At 59.1% G+C, this 19,864-nt stretch carries 19 protein-coding genes; 11 read left to right on the forward strand and 8 right to left on the reverse strand.

The window, feature by feature from the left end:
* Window positions 1–144: 144 nt before the first annotated feature.
* The 3 genes from dgcA to ACYZTX_RS27535 all read right to left on the reverse strand — a co-directional run bounded on the left by dgcA (window position 145) and on the right by ACYZTX_RS27535 (window position 3,807).
* Window positions 145–2,205, reverse strand: a complete 2,061-nt coding sequence (gene dgcA / locus ACYZTX_RS27525) for a dimethylglycine demethylation protein DgcA (protein ID WP_462036655.1) — start codon at window positions 2,203–2,205, stop codon at window positions 145–147.
* Window positions 2,206–2,220: 15 nt separating this feature from the next.
* Window positions 2,221–2,751, reverse strand: a complete 531-nt coding sequence (locus tag ACYZTX_RS27530) for a DUF5943 domain-containing protein (protein ID WP_008033249.1) — start codon at window positions 2,749–2,751, stop codon at window positions 2,221–2,223.
* 78 nt (window positions 2,752–2,829) lie between these two features.
* Complete coding sequence (locus ACYZTX_RS27535) at window positions 2,830–3,807, reverse strand: dipeptidase (protein WP_008033250.1); 978 nt, start codon at window positions 3,805–3,807, stop codon at window positions 2,830–2,832.
* A 235-nt stretch (window positions 3,808–4,042) separates the two neighbouring features.
* Here ACYZTX_RS27535 and ACYZTX_RS27540 point away from each other — a divergent pair, with 235 nt between their 5' ends.
* On the forward strand, window positions 4,043–4,444 hold the full coding sequence (locus ACYZTX_RS27540) for a lysozyme inhibitor LprI family protein (protein ID WP_462036656.1): 402 nt from the start codon (window positions 4,043–4,045) through the stop codon (window positions 4,442–4,444).
* Window positions 4,445–4,448: 4 nt separating this feature from the next.
* On the opposite strand, the gene ACYZTX_RS27545 is transcribed toward ACYZTX_RS27540, so the two are convergent.
* Entirely contained in the window at window positions 4,449–5,687 is a 1,239-nt protein-coding gene (locus ACYZTX_RS27545; RefSeq protein ID WP_462036657.1) for a type II toxin-antitoxin system HipA family toxin, read from the reverse strand.
* Window positions 5,684–5,980, reverse strand: a complete 297-nt coding sequence (locus ACYZTX_RS27550) for a helix-turn-helix domain-containing protein (protein WP_462036658.1) — start codon at window positions 5,978–5,980, stop codon at window positions 5,684–5,686. Before ACYZTX_RS27550 ends, ACYZTX_RS27545 begins: the two co-directional genes overlap by 4 nt.
* 219 nt (window positions 5,981–6,199) lie before the next feature.
* Between ACYZTX_RS27550 and ACYZTX_RS27555 the strand changes: the two genes are divergently transcribed.
* Window positions 6,200–6,616 (forward strand): DUF3010 family protein, encoded by a 417-nt coding sequence (locus ACYZTX_RS27555; protein ID WP_462036659.1) that lies wholly within the window; start codon window positions 6,200–6,202, stop codon window positions 6,614–6,616.
* 136 nt (window positions 6,617–6,752) lie between these two features.
* On the opposite strand, the gene ACYZTX_RS27560 is transcribed toward ACYZTX_RS27555, so the two are convergent.
* Complete coding sequence (locus ACYZTX_RS27560) at window positions 6,753–7,712, reverse strand: GlxA family transcriptional regulator (RefSeq protein ID WP_462036660.1); 960 nt, start codon at window positions 7,710–7,712, stop codon at window positions 6,753–6,755.
* 209 nt (window positions 7,713–7,921) lie between these two features.
* Here ACYZTX_RS27560 and ACYZTX_RS27565 point away from each other — a divergent pair, with 209 nt between their 5' ends.
* From ACYZTX_RS27565 to ACYZTX_RS27590, 6 genes are all read left to right on the forward strand, one after another.
* Window positions 7,922–8,866, forward strand: a complete 945-nt coding sequence (locus tag ACYZTX_RS27565; protein ID WP_462036661.1) for a choline ABC transporter substrate-binding protein — start codon at window positions 7,922–7,924, stop codon at window positions 8,864–8,866.
* A gap of 74 nt (window positions 8,867–8,940) precedes the next feature.
* Complete coding sequence (locus ACYZTX_RS27570) at window positions 8,941–9,828, forward strand: 3-dehydrocarnitine:acetyl-CoA trimethylamine transferase CdhC (protein WP_283181969.1); 888 nt, start codon at window positions 8,941–8,943, stop codon at window positions 9,826–9,828.
* A 139-nt stretch (window positions 9,829–9,967) separates the two neighbouring features.
* The gene (locus ACYZTX_RS27575; RefSeq protein ID WP_462036662.1) at window positions 9,968–10,933 is read left to right on the forward strand and encodes an L-carnitine dehydrogenase; all 966 of its coding nucleotides are present in this window, start codon (window positions 9,968–9,970) and stop codon (window positions 10,931–10,933) included.
* A gap of 154 nt (window positions 10,934–11,087) precedes the next feature.
* Window positions 11,088–11,564: a thioesterase family protein gene (locus ACYZTX_RS27580; RefSeq protein WP_462036663.1), complete on the forward strand. Its 477-nt coding sequence runs from the start codon at window positions 11,088–11,090 to the stop codon at window positions 11,562–11,564.
* Window positions 11,565–11,577: 13 nt separating this feature from the next.
* The gene (locus ACYZTX_RS27585) at window positions 11,578–12,741 is read left to right on the forward strand and encodes a gamma-butyrobetaine dioxygenase (protein ID WP_462036664.1); all 1,164 of its coding nucleotides are present in this window, start codon (window positions 11,578–11,580) and stop codon (window positions 12,739–12,741) included.
* 259 nt (window positions 12,742–13,000) lie between these two features.
* Complete coding sequence (locus ACYZTX_RS27590) at window positions 13,001–13,264, forward strand: hypothetical protein (RefSeq protein ID WP_401354025.1); 264 nt, start codon at window positions 13,001–13,003, stop codon at window positions 13,262–13,264.
* Between the two features lie 88 nt (window positions 13,265–13,352).
* Here the strand turns inward: ACYZTX_RS27590 and gbdR are convergent, their stop codons facing one another.
* Complete coding sequence (gene gbdR / locus ACYZTX_RS27595) at window positions 13,353–14,456, reverse strand: choline metabolism transcriptional regulator GbdR (RefSeq protein ID WP_201198415.1); 1,104 nt, start codon at window positions 14,454–14,456, stop codon at window positions 13,353–13,355.
* A 512-nt stretch (window positions 14,457–14,968) separates the two neighbouring features.
* Complete coding sequence (locus tag ACYZTX_RS27600; protein WP_462036665.1) at window positions 14,969–16,345, reverse strand: L-serine ammonia-lyase; 1,377 nt, start codon at window positions 16,343–16,345, stop codon at window positions 14,969–14,971.
* A 435-nt stretch (window positions 16,346–16,780) separates the two neighbouring features.
* Between ACYZTX_RS27600 and ACYZTX_RS27605 the strand changes: the two genes are divergently transcribed.
* The 3 genes from ACYZTX_RS27605 to choV all read left to right on the forward strand — a co-directional run bounded on the left by ACYZTX_RS27605 (window position 16,781) and on the right by choV (window position 19,815).
* Window positions 16,781–17,728 (forward strand): choline ABC transporter substrate-binding protein, encoded by a 948-nt coding sequence (locus ACYZTX_RS27605; RefSeq protein ID WP_449645636.1) that lies wholly within the window; start codon window positions 16,781–16,783, stop codon window positions 17,726–17,728.
* A gap of 66 nt (window positions 17,729–17,794) precedes the next feature.
* Window positions 17,795–18,640 (forward strand): choline ABC transporter permease subunit, encoded by an 846-nt coding sequence (gene choW, locus ACYZTX_RS27610; RefSeq protein ID WP_282380591.1) that lies wholly within the window; start codon window positions 17,795–17,797, stop codon window positions 18,638–18,640.
* Window positions 18,637–19,815 carry a choline ABC transporter ATP-binding protein gene (choV, locus tag ACYZTX_RS27615; protein WP_462036666.1) on the forward strand — a complete coding sequence of 393 codons (1,179 nt, stop codon included), beginning with the start codon at window positions 18,637–18,639 and terminating at the stop codon, window positions 19,813–19,815. The genes choW and choV overlap by 4 nt, the downstream gene beginning before the upstream one ends.
* Window positions 19,816–19,864: the final 49 nt, after the last annotated feature.

Consider the following 19,864-nt stretch of genomic DNA (forward strand, 5'->3'; position numbering starts at 1 on the left):
TTGCAGGCCTAACTACCTGGATGCCTTGCTCGATTCCTGTGGGAGCGGGCTTGCTCGCGAAGGCGGACTGACATTCAACATTGATGTCGTCTGACTCACCGCCTTCGCGAGCAAGCCCGCTCCCACAGGGTTATCCACAAGCTCTTAGAAATCCTTGCACAACCGCAGGGCATCGTAGATCGCCGCGTGGGTGTTGCGTTGCGCCACGCAGTCGCCGATGCGGAACAGCAAGTAGCCGTCACCCGCCTGGCTCAACGAAGGTTGCGGCTTGATCGCGAACAGGGCTTCGATGTCCATCTGGCCTTTGTTGCGCGAGCCTTCCTTCAGGGCGTAGTAGATTTCTTCGTCCGGACGCACGCCGTTTTCGACGACGACCTGATCCACCACCCGCTCCTCTTTGGCCCCGGTGTATTCGTTTTCCAGCACCGCCACCAGCTTGTCGCCTTCGCGGTAGACCTTCTCCAGCATCATGTCCCCGGTCATGATCACTTCTTTGGGGTACATGCTGCGGTAGTAAGTCGGGAACGAGGTGCCGCCAATCGCCACGCCCGGTTTGATGTCGTCGGTGACGATCTCGACCTGACTGCCCTTGTCGGCGAGGAAGTCGGCAGTCGACATCCCGGTGAATTCGCAAATGGTGTCGTAGACCAGCACGTTCTTGCCCGGTGCGACCTTGCCATCGAGGATGTCCCAGCTGCTGACCACCAGGCCTTCAGCCGCGCCCCAGTGTTCGTTCTGCTCCAGGAAAGGATGGCCGCCAACGGCGAGCACCACCACGTCCGGGTGCAGGTCGAGAATGGTCGCCGCATCGGCCGCCACGCCCAGGCGCAGGTCGACTTTCAAACGCGCCAGTTCCAGTTGGAACCAGCGAGTGATACCGGCAATCTGGTCACGCTGTGGCGCTTTCGAGGCGGTGGTGATCTGCCCGCCGATGAATTCTTTCTTCTCGAACAGGGTCACGTCATGGCCGCGTTCGGCCGACACGCGAGCGGCTTCCATCCCGGCAGGACCGGCACCGACCACCACAACCTTGCGCTTCACACCGGTCGATTTCTCGATGATGTGCGGCACGCCCATGTATTCACGGGAGGTCGCGGCGTTCTGGATGCACAAGACGTCCAGGCCCTGGTACTGACGGTCGATGCAATAGTTGGCACCGACGCATTGTTTGATCTGGTCGACCTGCCCCATTTTGATCTTGGCGATCAGGTGCGGGTCGGCGATGTGGGCGCGGGTCATGCCGACCATGTCCACGTAGCCGCCTTCCAGAATACGGGTCGCCTGGTTCGGGTCCTTGATGTTCTGCGCGTGCAGTATCGGCGCCTTCACCACTTCCTTGATACCAGCAGCCAAGTGCAGGAATGGCTCCGGTGGATAACTCATGTTCGGGATAACGTTGGCCAGGGTGTTGTGGGTGTCGCAACCTGAACCCACAACGCCGATGAAGTCGATCATGCCGGTGTCGTCGTAGTACTTGGCGATTTGCTTCATGTCCTCGTGGGACAAGCCGTCCGGGTGGAACTCGTCACCGCACAGACGGATGCCGACGCAGAAATCCGGGCCGACTTCGGCCCGCACAGCCTTCAATACTTCCAGGCCGAAACGCATGCGGTTTTCGAAGCTTCCGCCCCATTCGTCAGTACGTTTGTTGACGCGCGGGCTCCAGAACTGGTCGATCATGTGCTGGTGCACAGCGGACAATTCAACGCCGTCCAGGCCACCGGCCTTGGCGCGGCCAGCCGCGGTAGCGTAGTTGCCGATCACCCGCCAGATTTCTTCCGGCTCGATGGTTTTGCAGGTCGCACGGTGCACCGGTTCACGGATGCCCGACGGCGACAGCAGGGTTGGCCAATGCTCACCGTCCCAACGCGAGCGTCGGCCCATGTGGGTAATCTGGATCATGATCTTGGCGCCATGCTTGTGCATGGCATCGGCCAGGTTCTGGAAGTGCGGAATGATCCTGTCGTCGGCCAGGTTGACCGACTTCCACCAGCCTTGCGGGCTGTCGATGGCCACACTGGAGGACCCGCCGCAAATCGCCAGGCCGATCCCGCCCTTGGCTTTCTCTTCGTAATACTTGACGTACCGGTCGGTGGTCATGCCGCCGTCGGTCGCGTAGACCTCGGCGTGCGCGGTGCTGAGCACGCGGTTACGGATGGTCAGTTTGCCGATCTGGATCGGCTGGAACATTGCTTCGAAAGCCATGGCGGGGTCCTCGACTTACAACGGCTTGACGGTGAACAAACCGTCGTCGTGGCCTTCTTCGGAGCCACCGTAGACTTGTTCGGCAACGGTGCGGATCTTGCTGCCGCGGGCTTGCAGAATCTGGTCCATGGCCCCGGCAAACCAACCGGTGAACATGTAGTCGACCTTGCGCCCGACCTTGCCGTACACGTAGACGAATGCCGAGTGTTCGAGCTTGACGCTGGCAGTGCCTTTGTCGAGGTCGATGTCCTGGATCTTGAACAGACCCCAGCCGCGCTGCGACAGGCGCTTCATGTAGTGCTCGAACACCGCGACGCCTTCCAGGCCGTGGCATTCAGCTTCTTTTTCACACCAGTGCCAGGCGGATTTGTAGCCGGCCTTGTAGAGAATCTCGGCGTAGGCGTCGGCGCCCAAAACCTCCTCGATGCCCATGTGGTTGTTGACGAAGAAATGACGCGGTACGTACAGCATCGGCAAGGCGTCGGAGGTCCAGACACCGGTTTCGCTGTCGACTTCGATTGGCAATTGCGGGGCGATCTTGGCCATGGAAACTTAACTCCAGAAAAATTTTGGTGTTGCCCCCGGCACGGATGGCCGGGGGAAAGGATTCAGAGGTGCTGTGGCTTACTCGCCCCAGACGTCCTTGAGGACGTTGACCCAGTTCTCGCCCATGATCTTGCGCACTACTCGCTCGGAGTGGCCGCGCTTGAGCAGGGTTTCGGTCAGGTTCGGGAACTCGCCGACGGTGCGGATGCCCAGCGGATTGATGATCTTGCCGAAACTGGTCAGGCGGCGGGCGTAGCCCTTGTCATGGGTCAGGTATTCGAAGAAGTCCTGGCCATGGCCCTGGGTGAAGTCGGTGCCGATACCGATGGCGTCTTCGCCGACGATGTTCATGGTGTATTCGATGGCTTCGGCGTAATCGTCGATGGTCGAATCGATGCCCTTGGCCAGGAATGGCGCAAACATGGTCACGCCGACGAAACCACCGTGATCGGCGATGAATTTCAGTTCTTCATCGGATTTGTTGCGCGGGTGAATTTTCAGACCCGACGGCAGGCAGTGGGAGTAGCAGACCGGTTTCTTCGATTCGAGGATGACTTCTTCGGAGGTTTTCGAACCCACGTGGGACAGGTCGCACATGACGCCGACTCGGTTCATCTCGGCGACGATTTCGCGACCGAAACCCGACAGGCCGCCATCGCGCTCGTAGCAGCCGGTACCGACCAGGTTTTGGGTGTTGTAGCACATCTGCACGATACCGACGCCCAGCTGCTTGAACACCTCGACGTAGCCGATCTGGTCTTCGAAGGCGTGAGCATTCTGGAAGCCGAACAGGATGCCGGTCTTGCCCTGCTCCTTGGCCTTGCGAATATCGGCGGTGGTGCGCACTGGAATCACCAGGTCACTGTTTTCGCGGATCAGCTTCTGGCTGGCGGCGATGTTGTTGACGGTGGCCTGGAAGCCCTCCCACACCGACACGGTGCAGTTGGCCGCGGTCAACCCGCCCTTGCGCATGTCTTCGAACAGCTCACGGTTCCACTTGGCAATAATCAGACCGTCGATAACGATGCTGTCGGCGTGCAATTCGGCTGGGCTCATCAGGCTGTCCCCTATTAGCGATTCGTGCGCCGAATCGTGTGTCGGCGCTTTGGGGCCAGCATATGCCTGAGGGACGGGGTAGCCGGGTGCAAAAACGACAGGGGGTTTGCCGAAAGCGTCAATCTGCGACAAAGGGTCGTCGCCGGGCGTCATGGGCCACCTGTTCAAGGGCCTTTGCATGGGCCAGAATTCGCGGCATTACTGAATTTGCACTGAAAAAAGAGGCTGCGGCGCAATGAGAACGATTTTCCTGGCTTTGGCACTGATAGCGACTGGCGTACACGCGGCTGAAGAGTCAGACGACACCCCCTGCGACAAAGTCGAAAACGACGTCCAGACACTGGAGTGCTCTGCCTACAGCAGAACCACCGCCGAAGACCTGCTCAAAGACAACTATCAAAGCCTGACCGAACGCATGCAAACGGCCTACGGCAAGAACCCGGCGCAACTGACAGACATCACCGCCAAGCTCAAGGCTGCGCAGCAGCAGTGGTTGAAGACTCGGGATGCGGATTGCGCGATTGACGCGTTTCCAACGACGGCCGGCAGCAAGGCGTTCACCATTTCGCAAAATGATTGCGTGGCGCGGATGAGTGATGAGCGGTCGGAGTTTTTGGAGTCGATTGGGCAGGAGTGAGGCGTCAGAGCGCCTGCCACACTGACTCAAGAGCGGTCAGCAATTTTTTGCTCGCCGCTTTATCCATCTCCAGTTCGGCGCAACAAATAACCCACCCGGAAAAAGCATCCAGCGTCTGCTCGATGTAGCGTTCGGGCTCAAGGAAACTGAACGGTTTGCACACGTCAATGAGCGCCTTGCGTGTGGGTTTGCCTTTTCCCGCGAAGGCTGTGGTGTGCTCATTGCCGCGCCCTGCGGTGCTGGAAAAGGTCAGATCGTAAGCTGGAGCCATTTTCCAGCCATCCTTGCCGCCAAAAAACGAGAAGTTCTTCGCGTGATCGTCGTGGTTATGAGCGAGAGCGTTGTAGACCATCAATCGGGCTATTTTCTCGACCTCGGTCGCATCCTTGGTCATTGCCCAGGTCGCTCGCAGTAAATCACTGTAATCGAGGCTTGGCGCACGGAAGTCGGCATATAGAATCGCCGCAGCGGTAAGCATGTGGCGCTTGGAACCTGCTTCTCGATCGAAGCGTTTCGTGGCGAAGAATTGCTCGACACCCTTGATGGTTTCTACCTGAAACAGTTTCGACTCGGACATTTCGACCCCTGCCCGATGGGCCATCAGAGCATAAGCCTGCTCAATGGTGCCGCTATCACGATGCTCCTCTTCGCAGCGAAATTTGATCAACCAGTGCTCAAAACCCTTGGGCATTTCACCGAATGACGAAACGGCGCGGGTTTTGTCCGGCGAAAGACCAATCACCGCTTTGGGTCGGGCACCACCGGGGGAACCACCCGCCAGTCGCAAAGAATTGATGACCTCGTCAGCGCTGCCTGAAAGTATCGTCTGTGATGCCTCATAGAGGGCGGCCAGATCGAGGTCTTCGTCTGCTTCCACGGTTTCGAACATCGGCACGTATTCAAGCGCGCCCATGCTTCGATTGCCCATGTAGGCCAGACGATCCAGCGGTCCGATTGCGTGGCGCTCGATTCTCAATTGAGTTCGGAAGAATCGATCCATGAGCAGCAACCCCCAGCCATCGGGCAACGAATCGCTGAAGGCACCATGCAGGCCGTCGAACAACATCGGATCAGCCGCCCTCTGGGGTTTGACCGAGAAATCCATATGAAACGGCGCAAGGTTGAATCCTTTCGCCAACCAGCTCGGATCATAAGAAAAGAACACACCCTGACGAGGAATCGCGACCAGCTCGCCGACTCGTGATCCTTGAAGCATGACGCTGAGTGCGTTGACGGATTTCATTTTCGACCACGAGCCCTTTCGTAGTTTTTCAGTTCTTGAAGCGTCAGCGATTGAGCCGAGGCAAACAAATTTGTCAGCGGCGCCTCTGCCCCCAGGCAAATCGCGATCAACAACAAGCCATCCAGAGAGATCTTGCCGGTGGTTTCAAAGCGCTTGATATTCGACTCGGGGACGCCCGACTTTTGCGCGAGCGTGCGCCGCGAAAGGTTTTTGCTGAGCCTCAGACGTTTGGCATTCCCGGCGATCTGTAAAGCGATCTCTCCGGGGGAGTAGAGGATATGGGTAAGGGCCATGAGTCGACCTCAAGAGGAATGTGAGCAAGTGTAGCAGCGCGATAGTTTAGTTAATGTTAAAAGGCAACATTTTACCTTTTAATTCGTTTATTGATTGTTAACGGTTAATATTTAGACCTTTATGTGAGCATATAAAATGCCGCTAGGACATTTCGTGTACAAGCTACATTTAGGGCTTGAGCTATAAGCTGCACATCATCCACCGGGAAAGGGACTCAAATGAAAATCTGCGGCATCGAAATCAAAGGCAGCGAAGCGATCATCGCCGTGGCCTCCCTCGACGGTCAGGCGCTGAGCCACGTCGCTCTAGCCACCAAGAAAATCGCCCTCGACGATGACGACGAAGCCGCGAACGTCAAAGTCTTTGCCGCTCAGGTGGCGTCGTTTGTTCGCGAGAATTCCATCGATCGGATCGTGATCAAGAAGCGCAGCAAGAAAGGTGAGTTCGCCGGTGGGCCGACCACGTTCAAGATCGAAGGCGTTTTTCAGTTGTTGGAGAGTTGCGAGGCGACGTTGCTGTCGCCGCAGACCATCAATGCGCAGAACAAGAAATTTGATTTCGAACTGCCGGCAACGCTGAACAAGTATCAGCATGAGGCTTACAAAGCAGCGTGTTCAGCGCTGATGAAGAAGTAACACCAAAGAAGATCACCTGTGGGAGCGGGCTTGCTCGCGAATGCGGTGGGTCATTCAACATTGATGTCGACTGCTCCACCGCATTCGCGAGCAAGCCCGCTCCCACATTTTTTTTGTGTTTGACCAGAGAAAACATTCACACCAGTTCCCGTCCATCTCCCAAGCGCCGTCGGTCTTCTCGCGGACACCGCTCAAACCGCGCCCGATAACTGCGGGTGAAATACGATGGCGATTCAAACCCGCACGCAATACTCACTTCCAGCACGCTCATGTTCGTCTGCCGCAACAACTGCCGAGCCTTCTCCAGCCTTAACCGCAGGTAGAAATTACTCGGTGTGTCGTTCAGGTGCAGGCGAAACAGGCGTTCGAGCTGCCGCCGCGTCACCTTGATCGATTCGGCTAACGCCAAGGTGCTCAGCGGCGGTTCGCTGTGCTGTTCCATCTCCCCGATCACCTGCACCAGTTTCTTGTTGCTGATGCCATAGCGCGTGGCGACTTCCATACGCTGGTGATCTTTGCGCGGGCGAATGCGGCCGAGTACGAATTGTTCGCTGACCTGGATCGCCAGTTCCGGGCCGTGGGCCTGGCTGATGAGGTCGAGCATCAGGTCGATGGACGCGGTGCCGCCGGCGGAGGTAATGCGCCGGCGGTCAATCTCGAACAGCTCCTGGGTAACGCTGAGCTGTGGATAAGATTCCTTGAAGGCGTCGATGGCTTCCCAGTGCAGGGTCAGGCGATGGCCGTCGAGCAAGCCCGCCTCGGCGAGGACGAAGCTGCCGGTGTCGATGGCGCCGAGGGTGACGCCTTCGTTGTCCAGGCGGCGCAGCCAGTGCTCCAGCGCCGGGGTGGCGAACTTCAGCGGTTCGAAGCCCGCGACTACCAATAAGGTCGCACCTTTTTTCAGCGGTTCCAGCGCCGCATCGGCGTTGACCGACATGCCGTTGCTGGCCAGCACCGCGCCGCCGTCAGCGCTGAGCACATGCCAGCGGTACAGCTCGCCACGGAATCGATTGGCGACCCGCAGCGGCTCGATCGCCGAGATAAAACCGATGGCCGAGAAACCCGGCATCAACAAAAAGTAGAAATCCTGGGACATGGAGCGCACTCGATGGCAGGTAGCGAGAGGGCGGGAAGCGTGTGGACGTTGATACGCCACTTGCCGACGTCATTCAAGAGCGCAGGTCGCTCCAGTGCAAGAGCTGGTCGCCGCAGTGCGTTTTCACAGGGGCTATGCTGCGTAACTTGAGCATCACCGGCGCACGAAGACGCCCGGACCCACAATAACGACCTGCCGAGGAACCCGACATGAAACGACTGATCAGCAGCTGTGTTCTTGCACTCAGCGGTACCGCTTTCTTGAGCGCCAGTGTCATGGCGGCCGAACCTGCTTCATGCCAGAACGTACGCATGGGCGTCGTGAACTGGACCGACGTGATCGCCACCAGCGCCATGACCCAGGTCCTGCTCGATGGCCTCGGCTACAACACCAAACAAACCAGCGCTTCCCAGCAAATCATCTTCGCCGGGATCCGCGACCAGCGCCTGGACCTGTTCCTGGGCTACTGGAACCCGCTGATGACCCAGACCATCACCCCGTTCGTCGCGGCCAATCAAGTCAAGGTTCTGGAAGCGCCAAGCCTGAAAGACGCCCGCGCCACCCTCGCCGTACCGACGTATCTCGCCGACAAGGGCCTGAAAACCTTCGCCGACATCGCCAAGTTTGAAAAGGAACTGGGCGGCAAGATCTACGGCATCGAGCCAGGTTCAGGCGCCAACACCCAGATCAAGGCGATGATCGCCAAGAACCAGTTCGGCCTCGGCAAGTTCCAGTTGGTCGAGTCCAGCGAGGCCGGCATGCTCGCGGCGGTGGATCGTGCCGTGCGCCGCAAAGAGGCCGTGGTGTTCTTCGGCTGGGCGCCGCACCCAATGAACGTCAACGTGAAGATGACTTACCTCACCGGCAGCGAAGACGCCCTGGGCCCGGATGAAGGCATGGCCACAGTCTGGACCGTTACCTCGCCGAACTACGCGCAGCAGTGCCCGAACATCGGTCGTTTGCTGAGCAACCTGACGTACACCGCCGAAGACGAGAGCCGGATGATGCAGCCGCTGCTCGATCACAAAGACGCTTTCGAATCGGCCAAGCAATGGCTGAAAGATCACCCGCAAGACAAGCAACGCTGGCTCGAAGGCGTGACCACCTTCGATGGCAAACCGGCGGCTGAAAACCTGAAACTGACGACCAAATAAACCCGATTGAACCACCGACTCGCAGCCCGACCGGGCTGCGAACGGAACCATCACGCCTGCAAGGAACCCGCCTCATGAACCACGACGTCATCATCACCTGCGCACTCACCGGTGCTGGCGACACGACCGCCAGAAGTCCACATGTGCCGGTCACCCCGAAACAAATCGCCGCGGCCGCCGTGGAAGCCGCCAAGGCTGGCGCCACCGTGGTCCACTGCCACGTGCGCAACCCCGAAACCGGCAAGTTCAGCCGTGACGTGGCGCTGTACCGCGAAGTGATGGAGCGCATCCGCGAAGCCGACGTCGACATCATCGTCAACCTCACCGCCGGCATGGGCGGCGACCTGGAAATCGGCGCTGGCGAGAACCCGATGGAGTTCGGCCCGAACACCGACCTGGTCGGCCCGCTGACCCGTCTGGCCCACGTTGAAGAATTGTTGCCGGAAATCTGCACCCTCGATTGCGGCACCCTGAACTTCGGCGACGGCGACACCATTTACGTGTCCACCCCGGCCCAGCTACGCGCTGGCGCCAAACGCATTCAAGAGCTGGGCGTGAAGGCCGAGCTGGAAATCTTCGACACCGGTCACCTGTGGTTCGCCAAGCAGATGATCAAGGAAGGGTTGCTCGACGACCCGCTGTTCCAACTGTGCCTGGGCATCCCGTGGGGCGCGCCGGCCGACACCACGACCATGAAAGCCATGGTCGACAACCTGCCTGCCAATGCGGTCTGGGCCGGTTTCGGCATCGGTCGCATGCAGATGCCGATGGCGGCGCAAGCGGTGCTGCTCGGCGGCAACGTGCGGGTCGGTCTGGAAGACAACATCTGGTTGGACAAGGGCGTCCTGGCGACCAACGGCCAACTGGTCGAACGCGCCTCGGAGATCCTCAGCCGCCTCGGCGCCCGCGTCCTGACCCCGGCTGAAGGGCGGGCAAAAATGGGCCTGACCAAGCGCGGCTGACCCGAACCTACACCTCACCTGTGGGAGCGGGCTTGCTCGCGAAGAGGCCGTCACATCCGACATTACTGTCGACTGACACTCCGCTTTCGCGAGCAAGCCCGCTCCCACAAGGGATCACCGAATTTCTTAGGACGTCGCCATGACCTTTATCACTGATATCAAAACCTTCGCCGCCCTGGGCAGCGGTGTCATCGGCAGCGGTTGGGTGTCCCGCGCCCTCGCCCACGGCCTCGACGTGGTGGCCTGGGACCCGGCACCCGGCGCCGAAGCAGCCCTGCGCAAACGCGTCGCCAATGCCTGGGGCGCGTTGGAGAAACAAGGCCTGGCACCGGGCGCATCGCAGGACCGGTTGCGCTTTGTCGCCACCATTGAAGAATGCGTTCGCGACGCGGATTTCATTCAGGAAAGCGCTCCGGAACGCCTGGATCTGAAACTGGAACTGCACGCCAAAATCAGCGCGGCGGCCAAGCCGAATGCACTGATCGGCTCCAGTACTTCCGGCCTGTTGCCGAGCGAGTTCTACGAGAGTTCGACGCACCCGGAACGCTGCGTTGTCGGCCACCCGTTCAACCCGGTTTATCTGCTGCCGCTGGTGGAAGTGGTTGGCGGCAAAAACACCGCTCCCGAAGCCGTTCAAGCGGCAATGAAAGTGTATGAATCCTTGGGCATGCGTCCGCTGCATGTGCGCAAGGAAGTACCCGGTTTTATCGCCGACCGCTTGCTCGAAGCGCTCTGGCGTGAGGCGCTGCACCTGGTTAATGACGGCGTGGCGACCACCGGTGAGATCGACGATGCCATTCGTTTTGGTGCGGGCCTGCGCTGGTCGTTCATGGGCACGTTTTTGACCTACACCCTGGCGGGTGGCGATGCGGGGATGCGGCACTTCATGGCGCAATTCGGGCCAGCGTTGCAGTTGCCGTGGACGTATCTGCCGGCGCCGGAACTGACCGAGAAGTTGATCGATGATGTGGTGGAGGGCACCAGCGAACAATTGGGCAAACACAGCATTTCGGCCCTGGAGCGCTATCGTGATGATTGTTTGCTGGCGGTGCTGGAGGCGGTAAAAACCACCAAAGAGAAACACGGCATGGCGTTTAGCGAGTAACGAGCCAGCAGGCCTGCCCCCTTCGCGAGCAAGCCCGCTCCCACATTGGTTCTGCGTTGTGACATAGACAGTGTTCACACCACTAATCCCTTGTGGGAGCGGGCTTGCTCGCGAAAGCGGCCGCCCAGTCACCACACATCTTGGATCACCCATCATGCCCACCCTCACCACCTACCAAACCAAAATCATCCCCGACTGGGTCGACTACAACGGCCACCTGCGCGATGCCTTCTACCTGCTCATCTTCAGCTACGCCACCGATGCGCTGATGGATCGCCTGGGAATGGACAGCAACAATCGCGAGGCCAGCGGCAACTCGCTGTTCACCCTCGAACTGCACCTCAATTACCTGCACGAAGTGAAGCTCGACGCCGACGTCGAAGTGCATACCCAAATCATCGGTCACGACAGCAAACGCCTGCACCTCTATCACAGCCTGTATCAGGTGGGCGACGACAAGGAGCTGGCAGGCAACGAGCAAATGCTGCTGCACGTCGACCTCGCTGGCCCTCGATCCGCACCCTTCAGCGAAGAAACCTTGAGCAAGCTGCAAACCATCGTCGCCGAGCAAGCCGACCTGCCCGCCCCCGCCTACATTGGCCGAGTGATCGCATTACCGCCGAAAAAATGACAAGGAGATCGCCATGAACACCGCCGCCGCTTTTGCCGACTTCCGTACCTACCCGTTGATCAGCGCGTTGACCGCCGTACAAACCCTGGCGGACCGAGTTCAAGTGAAGTGGGCCGATGACCGTGTCAGCCCGTTTCATCATCAATGGTTGCGAGACAACTGTCCGTGCCCGCTGTGCGTCTACACCGTGACCCGCGAGCAAGTGCTGGAAATCGTCGACGTCGCGGAAAATCTGAAACCCTCGCACGTCAGCATTGATGCCGAAGGCTGCCTGCGTGTCGATTGGCAGGACGGCCATCTCAGTCGGTTCGATCCTGGCTGGTTACGGGCCCACGCCTACGATGATGAGTCCCGCGCCGAACGCCGGAGCGCCAAGCCCAAAAGCCAGCTCTGGAACAGCAACCTGAAGCTGCCGGTGTTCGAATACCAAGCGTTGATGAACGACAACGATGCCTTGCTGCAATGGTTGCTGGCCGTGCGCGATATCGGCCTGACCCAGGTTCGCGGTGTGCCCACCGAGTCTGGCTCGTTGAAGCTGATCGCCCAGCGGATTTCCTTCATCCGCGAGAGCAATTTTGGCGTGCTGTTCAACGTGCAATCCAAGGCCGATGCCGACAGCAATGCCTATACCGCTTTCAACCTGCCGCTGCATAGCGATTTGCCGACGCGGGAGTTGCAACCAGGGCTTCAATTTCTGCATTGCCTGGTCAATGACGCGGACGGTGGTGAGAGTATTTTCGTCGACGGTTTTGCCATCGCCGAAGCCTTGCGTCAGGAAGATCCCCAGGCGTTTAAAAGCCTTTGCGAAATCCCTGTGGAGTTCCGTAATAAAGACCGCCACAGCGACTACCGTTGTCTCGCGCCGATCATCGCTCTGGATGCCTTCGGGCAGGTTTCGGAAATCCGCATGGCGAACTTTCTGCGCGGTCCGTTCGATGCGTCGGTCGAGCAGATGCCCACGCTCTATCACGCCTATCGCCGCTTCATTGCGATGACCCGCGAAACGCGATTCCGGGTGATGACGCGGCTAAAACCCGGCGAAATGTGGTGTTTCGACAACCGCCGCACCCTCCACGCCCGCAACGCCTTCGACCCCGCCAGCGGCGCCCGGCATTTCCAGGGTTGCTATGTCGACCGGGATGAATTGCTGTCGCGCATCCTCGTCCTGCAGCGTTAAACCCCAGCCAAAAAAAGCCCCGATCAAGCCGTGACAGGATCGGGGCAGAGGTGGGTACTGTTGAGGAGCCGTTGCGCGAGGGTGACCAAACCTTCGTGAAGCCAGCTGACTCCAGTGTGCCCACTACCATCCTTTGCAAGTTAGCCGAAAACGACCTGTTCATAGGTATTGCGGCCATTGCGACAAATCGTCCTTGCCGCCACTGTGCACCGCTACGAGAATCGAGCCACGACACCGTTCCCTGAAGAAGGATTGCGTCATGATGTACGCCGATTTGATTGACCAGGAAGACCTGTTGGGCCAGCTAAAGGCGTTGGGATTTGCAGTGCCCCCTGGCGCAACCGCCGAGCAGGCCTGCGAATGCGCGGTACGGGGTTTGAACAACGAACGGGCCATGGAACTGCGGACCATGGTCAAGCAGATGTACACCAGCAGCGCGACCATCCTGCCGGCTGTGCGCCAGGCCATTGACAAGCAGTTGCTGCCGGCATTGGCGGAGTATCAGCAAAGCCGTAGCGCCTGATAAACCGCTTTCGCGAGCAGGCTCGCTCCCACATTGGATCACATCTCCCTGTGGGAGCGAGCCTGCTCGCGAATGAAGGCGCCTCGGTTTAAAGCCTTACGCTAGCGAACGTCGACTCGTTGCGCGCCTGACTCAACGCCGACAACGGCCCGGACAACGGCGACAGCACCAACGCTTGTGGCAGCGGCATCATCGCCACTTGTTGCGTGGTGTTGGAACCTACGCGCTCGTCACGCGGCGGAATGCCGAAATATTCGCGGTAGCACTTGGAGAAGTGTGGTGTGGAAACGAAACCACACACCGATGCCACTTCGATGATCGACATCGGCGTTTGCTTGAGCAGTTGCCGAGCACGGATCAAACGCAGTTTCAGGTAATAACGCGACGGCGAGCAGTGCAGGTATTTCTGGAACAGTCGCTCCAGCTGACGACGCGACACCGCGACGTACACCGCCAGCTCGTCGAGATCGATCGGCTCTTCCAGGTTGGCCTCCATCAGCGCGACGATTTCCTGCAATTTCGGCTGGTTGGTGCCGAGCATGTGCTTGAGCGGCACACGCTGGTGATCCTGCTCGTTGCGGATGCGCTCGTAGACGAACATTTCCGAGATCGCGGCCGACAGTTCACGACCGTGATCGCGGCTGATCAGGTGCAGCATCATGTCCAGCGGCGCGGTGCCGCCGGAACTGGTGAAACGGTTACGGTCGAGGGTGAACAGACGCGTACTCATGGCCACACGCGGGAAAGCTTCCTGCATCGAGGCCAGGCATTCCCAGTGCACGCTGCAATCGAAACCATCCAGCAAGCCGGCGCACGCCAGGGCCCAGCTGCCGGTGCAGACCGCACCGAGACGGCGGGACTGACGCGCCTGGCTTTGCAGCCACGACACGTGTTCGCGGGTAACAGTGCGCTGGATGCCAATACCGCCGCAGACAATGATGGTGTCCAGGGCGGGAGCTTTGTGCATGGAGCAGTCGGGAGTGATCTGCAGACCGTCACTGGCCCAGACCTGACCGCCGTCGACGGTGAGTGTGGTCCAGCGATACAGCTCGCGGCCGGACAATTGGTTGGCCATGCGCAGGGGTTCTACTGCGGAGGCCAGAGAAATAAGCGTGAAATTGTCCAGCAGCAAAAAGCCGATGGATTGAGGCGCACGGTTCTGGGGTTGAGCCCCGGAGTTGAACGTCGTCATCGCGGTATCTCCTCACACAAAGCGGGTGATGGCCTCAGGCGGAGGCTCTTGTTATTGCCATCGTTCTCGCGTGGGAGACGGGCTTTGTAATGACAGAGCAATTGCCATGCCTAAAGTTGAATGGCCGTTCAATAACTCCTGAAAACGACGTCGCGGCGTGTCTATATAAGCCGTGCGCAGAGTGGGGGTTATAAGTGCCATTATCGGCGGCAGGCGCTCTGCCCCGTTGGGCGTGAGCAAATCGGTAGCACTTGTGGGAACAGGGCTACGGCGACCTGATGGAGAGTGTCACCGCAAGCACAGGTGACAGGCGGTAATGGCCAATCTGGATCCCTGACCTGGGTGAAGTCGCTTATCTGTAAGCGACGCGCCAAAACGTGGCGCGTTTCGATTCAGGTGTTCACTTAGCGCGCAGTTTTGATTGGTCTGACGCCTTCGCGAGCAGGCTCGCTCCCACAGTTGACCGCATTCCCTGTGGGAGCGAGCCTGCTCGCGAAGGTTTCGCTACGGTTTCAGCACTCAACCGCGCTAACCGCCAACCCACCGCGCGATGTCTCTTTATATTTGTCATGCATATCGGCACCGGTATCGCGCATCGTGCGGATCACCCGATCCAGCGAAATAAAGTGCTGACCATCGCCACGCAGCGCCATTTGCGCCGCGTTGATCGCTTTAACCGCGGCAATCGCGTTGCGCTCGATGCACGGCACTTGCACCAGCCCGCCCACCGGGTCGCAGGTCAGACCGAGATTGTGTTCCAGACCGATCTCCGCCGCGTTGCACAGCTGCTCCGGTGTGGCGCCTAGGATCTCCGCCAACCCGGCCGCCGCCATGGCGCAGGCCGAACCGACTTCGCCCTGGCAACCGACTTCGGCACCGGAAATCGAAGCGTTCTTCTTGCACAGAATCCCTACCGCCGCCGCACTGAGGAAATAGTCGACCACGTTGGCATCGGTCACCACCTCACTGAACTTCATAAAGTAATGCAACACCGCCGGAATGATCCCCGCCGCGCCATTGGTCGGCGCCGTGACCATGCGCCCGCCCGCGGCGTTTTCTTCGTTGACCGCCAGGGCGAACAGGTTGACCCACTCCATGGCGCTCAGCGTTGAGCCGATTACGTTAGGTTTCCCCAGCTCTTGCAGGCTGCGATGCAACTTGGCCGCACGACGGCGCACATTAAGTCCGCCGGGCAGGATGCCTTCGTGCTTGAGGCCTTGTTCGACGCAATCCTGCATGGCGCGCCAGAGTTTCATCAGGCCGGCGCGAATTTCCTCTTCACTGCGCCAGACCTTCTCGTTGGCCATCATCAATTCGGCAACGCGCAAGTTGTGCTTCTGGCACAGGCTGAGCAGTTCGACGGCGCTGGAGAAATCGTACGGCAACACCGTGCGATCCAGATCCACCACGCCGCTTGAAGCCTGTGCCTCATCAACGACAAAGCCGCCGCCGATGGAATAGTAGGTGTCGCGATGCAGCTCGCCGTTATCGTCTTCGGCGATCAGGGTCATGGCATTGGGATGGAACGGCAGGTTTTCGTCGATCAGGCGCATGTCCCGGGCCCAGATGAAAGGGACCGACAAGCGACCGTCGAGCAACAGCGTGTGAGTCTCGCGCAGGGTTTCGATGCGGATGCCGATTTGCGACGGATCGATCGCATCCGGCCACTCGCCCATCAGGCCCATGATCACCGCGTTGTCGCTGCCGTGACCGATGCCGGTGGCCGACAACGACCCATAAAGCTGAACTTCGACGCGACGCACTTGTTCCAAAAGACCCTGCTCACGCAAACCTTGCACGAACAACGCCGCGGCCCGCATAGGGCCCACGGTGTGCGAACTGGAAGGGCCAATGCCGATTTTGAACAGGTCGAAAACGCTGATAGCCATTACTGCCGAACTCCTGGATGTGCCAACTCCAGACGCAAAAGCGCCCAGTGACGGAGCTGCTACGCTGAAGCTGCAATCCGCCGAGATGGCCGCATCATCAGGCTTTTGCCATGTCGTTCGACGTCTCACACCGACGCACTCATGCCCACTAACGCCGCGGGCGTTTGACGCTGCGTTTTCGCCGTTTTTTTGCGGATCAGAGGGGCAAAGAGGGCTGAAAAAAGCTGTAAACGACGTCACCGACACTGGATGCGACCATCCCTGTACTGGTTACGACGCCCCCTGTAGGCGTCAGATTTTCACTGGTACATGATCGTATCGACTCGATTGCAAGGCGCCGTGGTAGAGCTGTCTCCAAAACGCCATCCAACCGCAACCTATAAGTGCGGTGGTCCAGTCGGAACACTGCCAAAAAAAACACCAAGGAGTCCATCCATGAAAGGTTCCCCGTCGTTGTTGTTGGCCGCCATGCTGAGTCTGCCGTTTCTGGCTCAAGCCGCCGAACCGGCTCAATGCAGCACCGTAAACTTCTCCGATGTCGGCTGGACTGACATTACCGTCACCACCGCCACCACCAGCGTCGTTCTCGATGCCCTCGGCTACAAGACCAAAACCACGATGATTTCCGTACCGGTGACCTACAAGTCCCTGGCCGACGGCAAGAACATGGACGTATTCCTGGGTAACTGGATGCCGACCATGGAAAACGACATCAAGGCCTACCGCGATGCCGGCACCGTGGACACCCTGCGCGCCAACCTGGAAAACGCAAAATACACACTCGCCGTCCCGGAAGAGTTGTATAACAAAGGTCTGAAAGATTTCGCCGATATCGCCAAGTTCAAGAAAGAACTCGACGGCAAGATCTACGGCATCGAACCGGGTAACGACGGCAACCGTCTGATCCAGAGCATGATCGACAAGGACGCCTTCGGCTTGAAAGCCGCCGGCTTCAAGGTGGTCGAGTCCAGCGAGGCAGGCATGCTCTCGCAAGTCGATCGCGCCCAGCGCCGCAACACCGCCGTGGTGTTCCTGGGCTGGGAACCACACCCGATGAACACGCGTTTCAAGATGAAGTACCTGACCGGCGGCGACGAGTATTTCGGCCCGAACTTCGGCCAGGCAACCATCTACACCAACACCCGCAAGGGCTATGCGCAAGAATGCAGCAACGTGGGTCAGCTGCTGAAAAACCTGCAGTTCACTCTGGACATGGAAAGCACCCTGATGGGCAACGTCCTGGACGACAAAATGAAGCCTGACGCGGCCGCCAAGGCCTGGCTGAAAAAGAATCCACAGGTCCTCGATACCTGGCTCGCTGGCGTGACCACCATTGACGGTAAACCAGGCCTGGAGGCCGTGAAAGCCAAACTCGCGCAGTAATCGCTTACGCCGGGCGAGTTCGCTCGCCCGGGCTGTTTATTTCCTTGCATGCGGACGTTCACTACCATGCTGATTGATCAGAAAATACCTCTAGGCCAGTACATCGCGGGCTTCGTTGAATGGTTGACGCAACACGGCGCCAACACCTTCGACGCAATCGCCGTGTCACTGGAAACGATGATCCACGGCGTGACTTTTGCGCTGACCTGGTTCAACCCGCTGGCATTGATCGGCCTCATCGCGCTACTGGCACACTTCATTCAACGAAAGTGGGGACTGACCGTTTTTGTCATCGCCTCCTTCCTGCTGATCCTCAATCTGGGGTACTGGCAGGAAACCATGGAAACCCTTGCCCAGGTGTTGTTCGCCACCCTGGTCTGCGTGGTCATCGGCGTGCCGTTGGGCATCGTCGCCGCGCACAAACCGATGTTCTACACACTGATGCGTCCGGTGCTCGATCTGATGCAGACCGTGCCGACCTTCGTGTACCTCATTCCTACCCTGACCCTCTTCGGTCTGGGTGTGGTCCCGGGCCTGATTTCTACGGTGGTGTTCGCAATTGCCGCGCCTATCCGCCTGACCTACCTGGGTATCCGTGATGTTCCCGCAGAATTGATGGACGCCGGCAAAGCCTTCGGCTGCTCGCGCCGTCAACTGCTCGCGCGCATCGAACTGCCCTACGCCATGCCAAGCATCGCGGCCGGTATCACCCAGTGCATCATGCTGTCGCTGTCGATGGTGGTGATCGCGGCACTGGTGGGCGCCGACGGCCTGGGCAAACCCGTGGTCAACGCACTGAACACTGCTGATATCGCCCTGGGCTTCGAAGCCGGCCTGGCGATCGTATTGCTGGCGATCATGCTCGACCGTATCTGCAAACAACCCGAAGCCAAAGTAGGGGGTGACGCATGAGCATTATTCGCTTCGAAGACGTCGACGTAATCTTCTCCAAAGACCCGCGCGAGGCCTTGAAACTCCTCGATCAGGGCATGACCCGCGATCAGATCCTGAAAAAGACCGGGCAGATTGTCGGCGTCGAAAAGGCCAGCCTGGATGTCGAAAAAGGTGAAATCTGCGTGCTGATGGGCTTGTCCGGCTCCGGCAAATCCAGCTTGCTACGCTGTATCAACGGCCTCAACACCGTCAGCCGCGGCAAGTTGTTCGTCGAGCACGAAGGCAAGCAGATCGACATCGCTTCCTGCACCCCGGTGGAATTGAAAATGATGCGCACCAAGCGCATTGCGATGGTGTTCCAGAAGTTCGCCCTGATGCCTTGGCTGACCGTTCGCGAGAACATCAGCTTCGGCCTGGAAATGCAGGGACGACCTGAGAAGGAACGGAAAAAACTGGTCGATGAAAAACTTGAGCTGGTGGGCCTGACCCAGTGGCGCAACAAGAAGCCGGACGAGCTCTCCGGCGGTATGCAGCAACGTGTGGGCCTGGCCCGCGCGCTGGCGATGGACGCCGACATTCTGCTGATGGACGAACCGTTCTCGGCACTCGACCCGCTGATCCGCCAGGGCCTGCAAGACGAACTGCTGGAGCTGCAAAGCAAGCTGAACAAAACCATCGTGTTCGTGAGCCACGACCTCGATGAAGCACTGAAGCTGGGCAGCCGTATCGCGATCATGAAAGACGGTCGGATCGTCCAGTACAGCAAGCCGGAAGAGATCGTCCTCAACCCTGCGGACGACTACGTGCGGACCTTCGTGGCCCATACCAACCCGCTGAACGTGTTGTGCGGTCGCAGCCTGATGCGCACGCTGGACAACTGCAAACGCATCAACGGTTCGGTATGCCTCGATCCGGGCGGCGATTCCTGGCTGGACTTGGCCGAAGGCAACACCATCAAAGGCGCACGCCAGAACGGCGCGAGCCTGGACCTGCAGAACTGGATTCCTGGCCAATCGGTTGAAGGGTTGGGTCGTCGACCAACGCTGGTGGATTCGAACATCGGCATGCGCGACGCGCTGCAGATTCGATATCAGACGGGTAATAAACTGGTGCTGCACGACAACAACAAGGTGGTCGGGATTCTGGGTGACAGCGAGCTGTATCACGCGCTGCTTGGCAAGAACCTGGGGTAAGGCAGCAGACACAAAAACGCCGCGAGAGGATCGCGGCGTTTTTGTTTAT

It is taken from the genome of Pseudomonas sp. MDT1-17 (genome assembly GCF_054898105.1).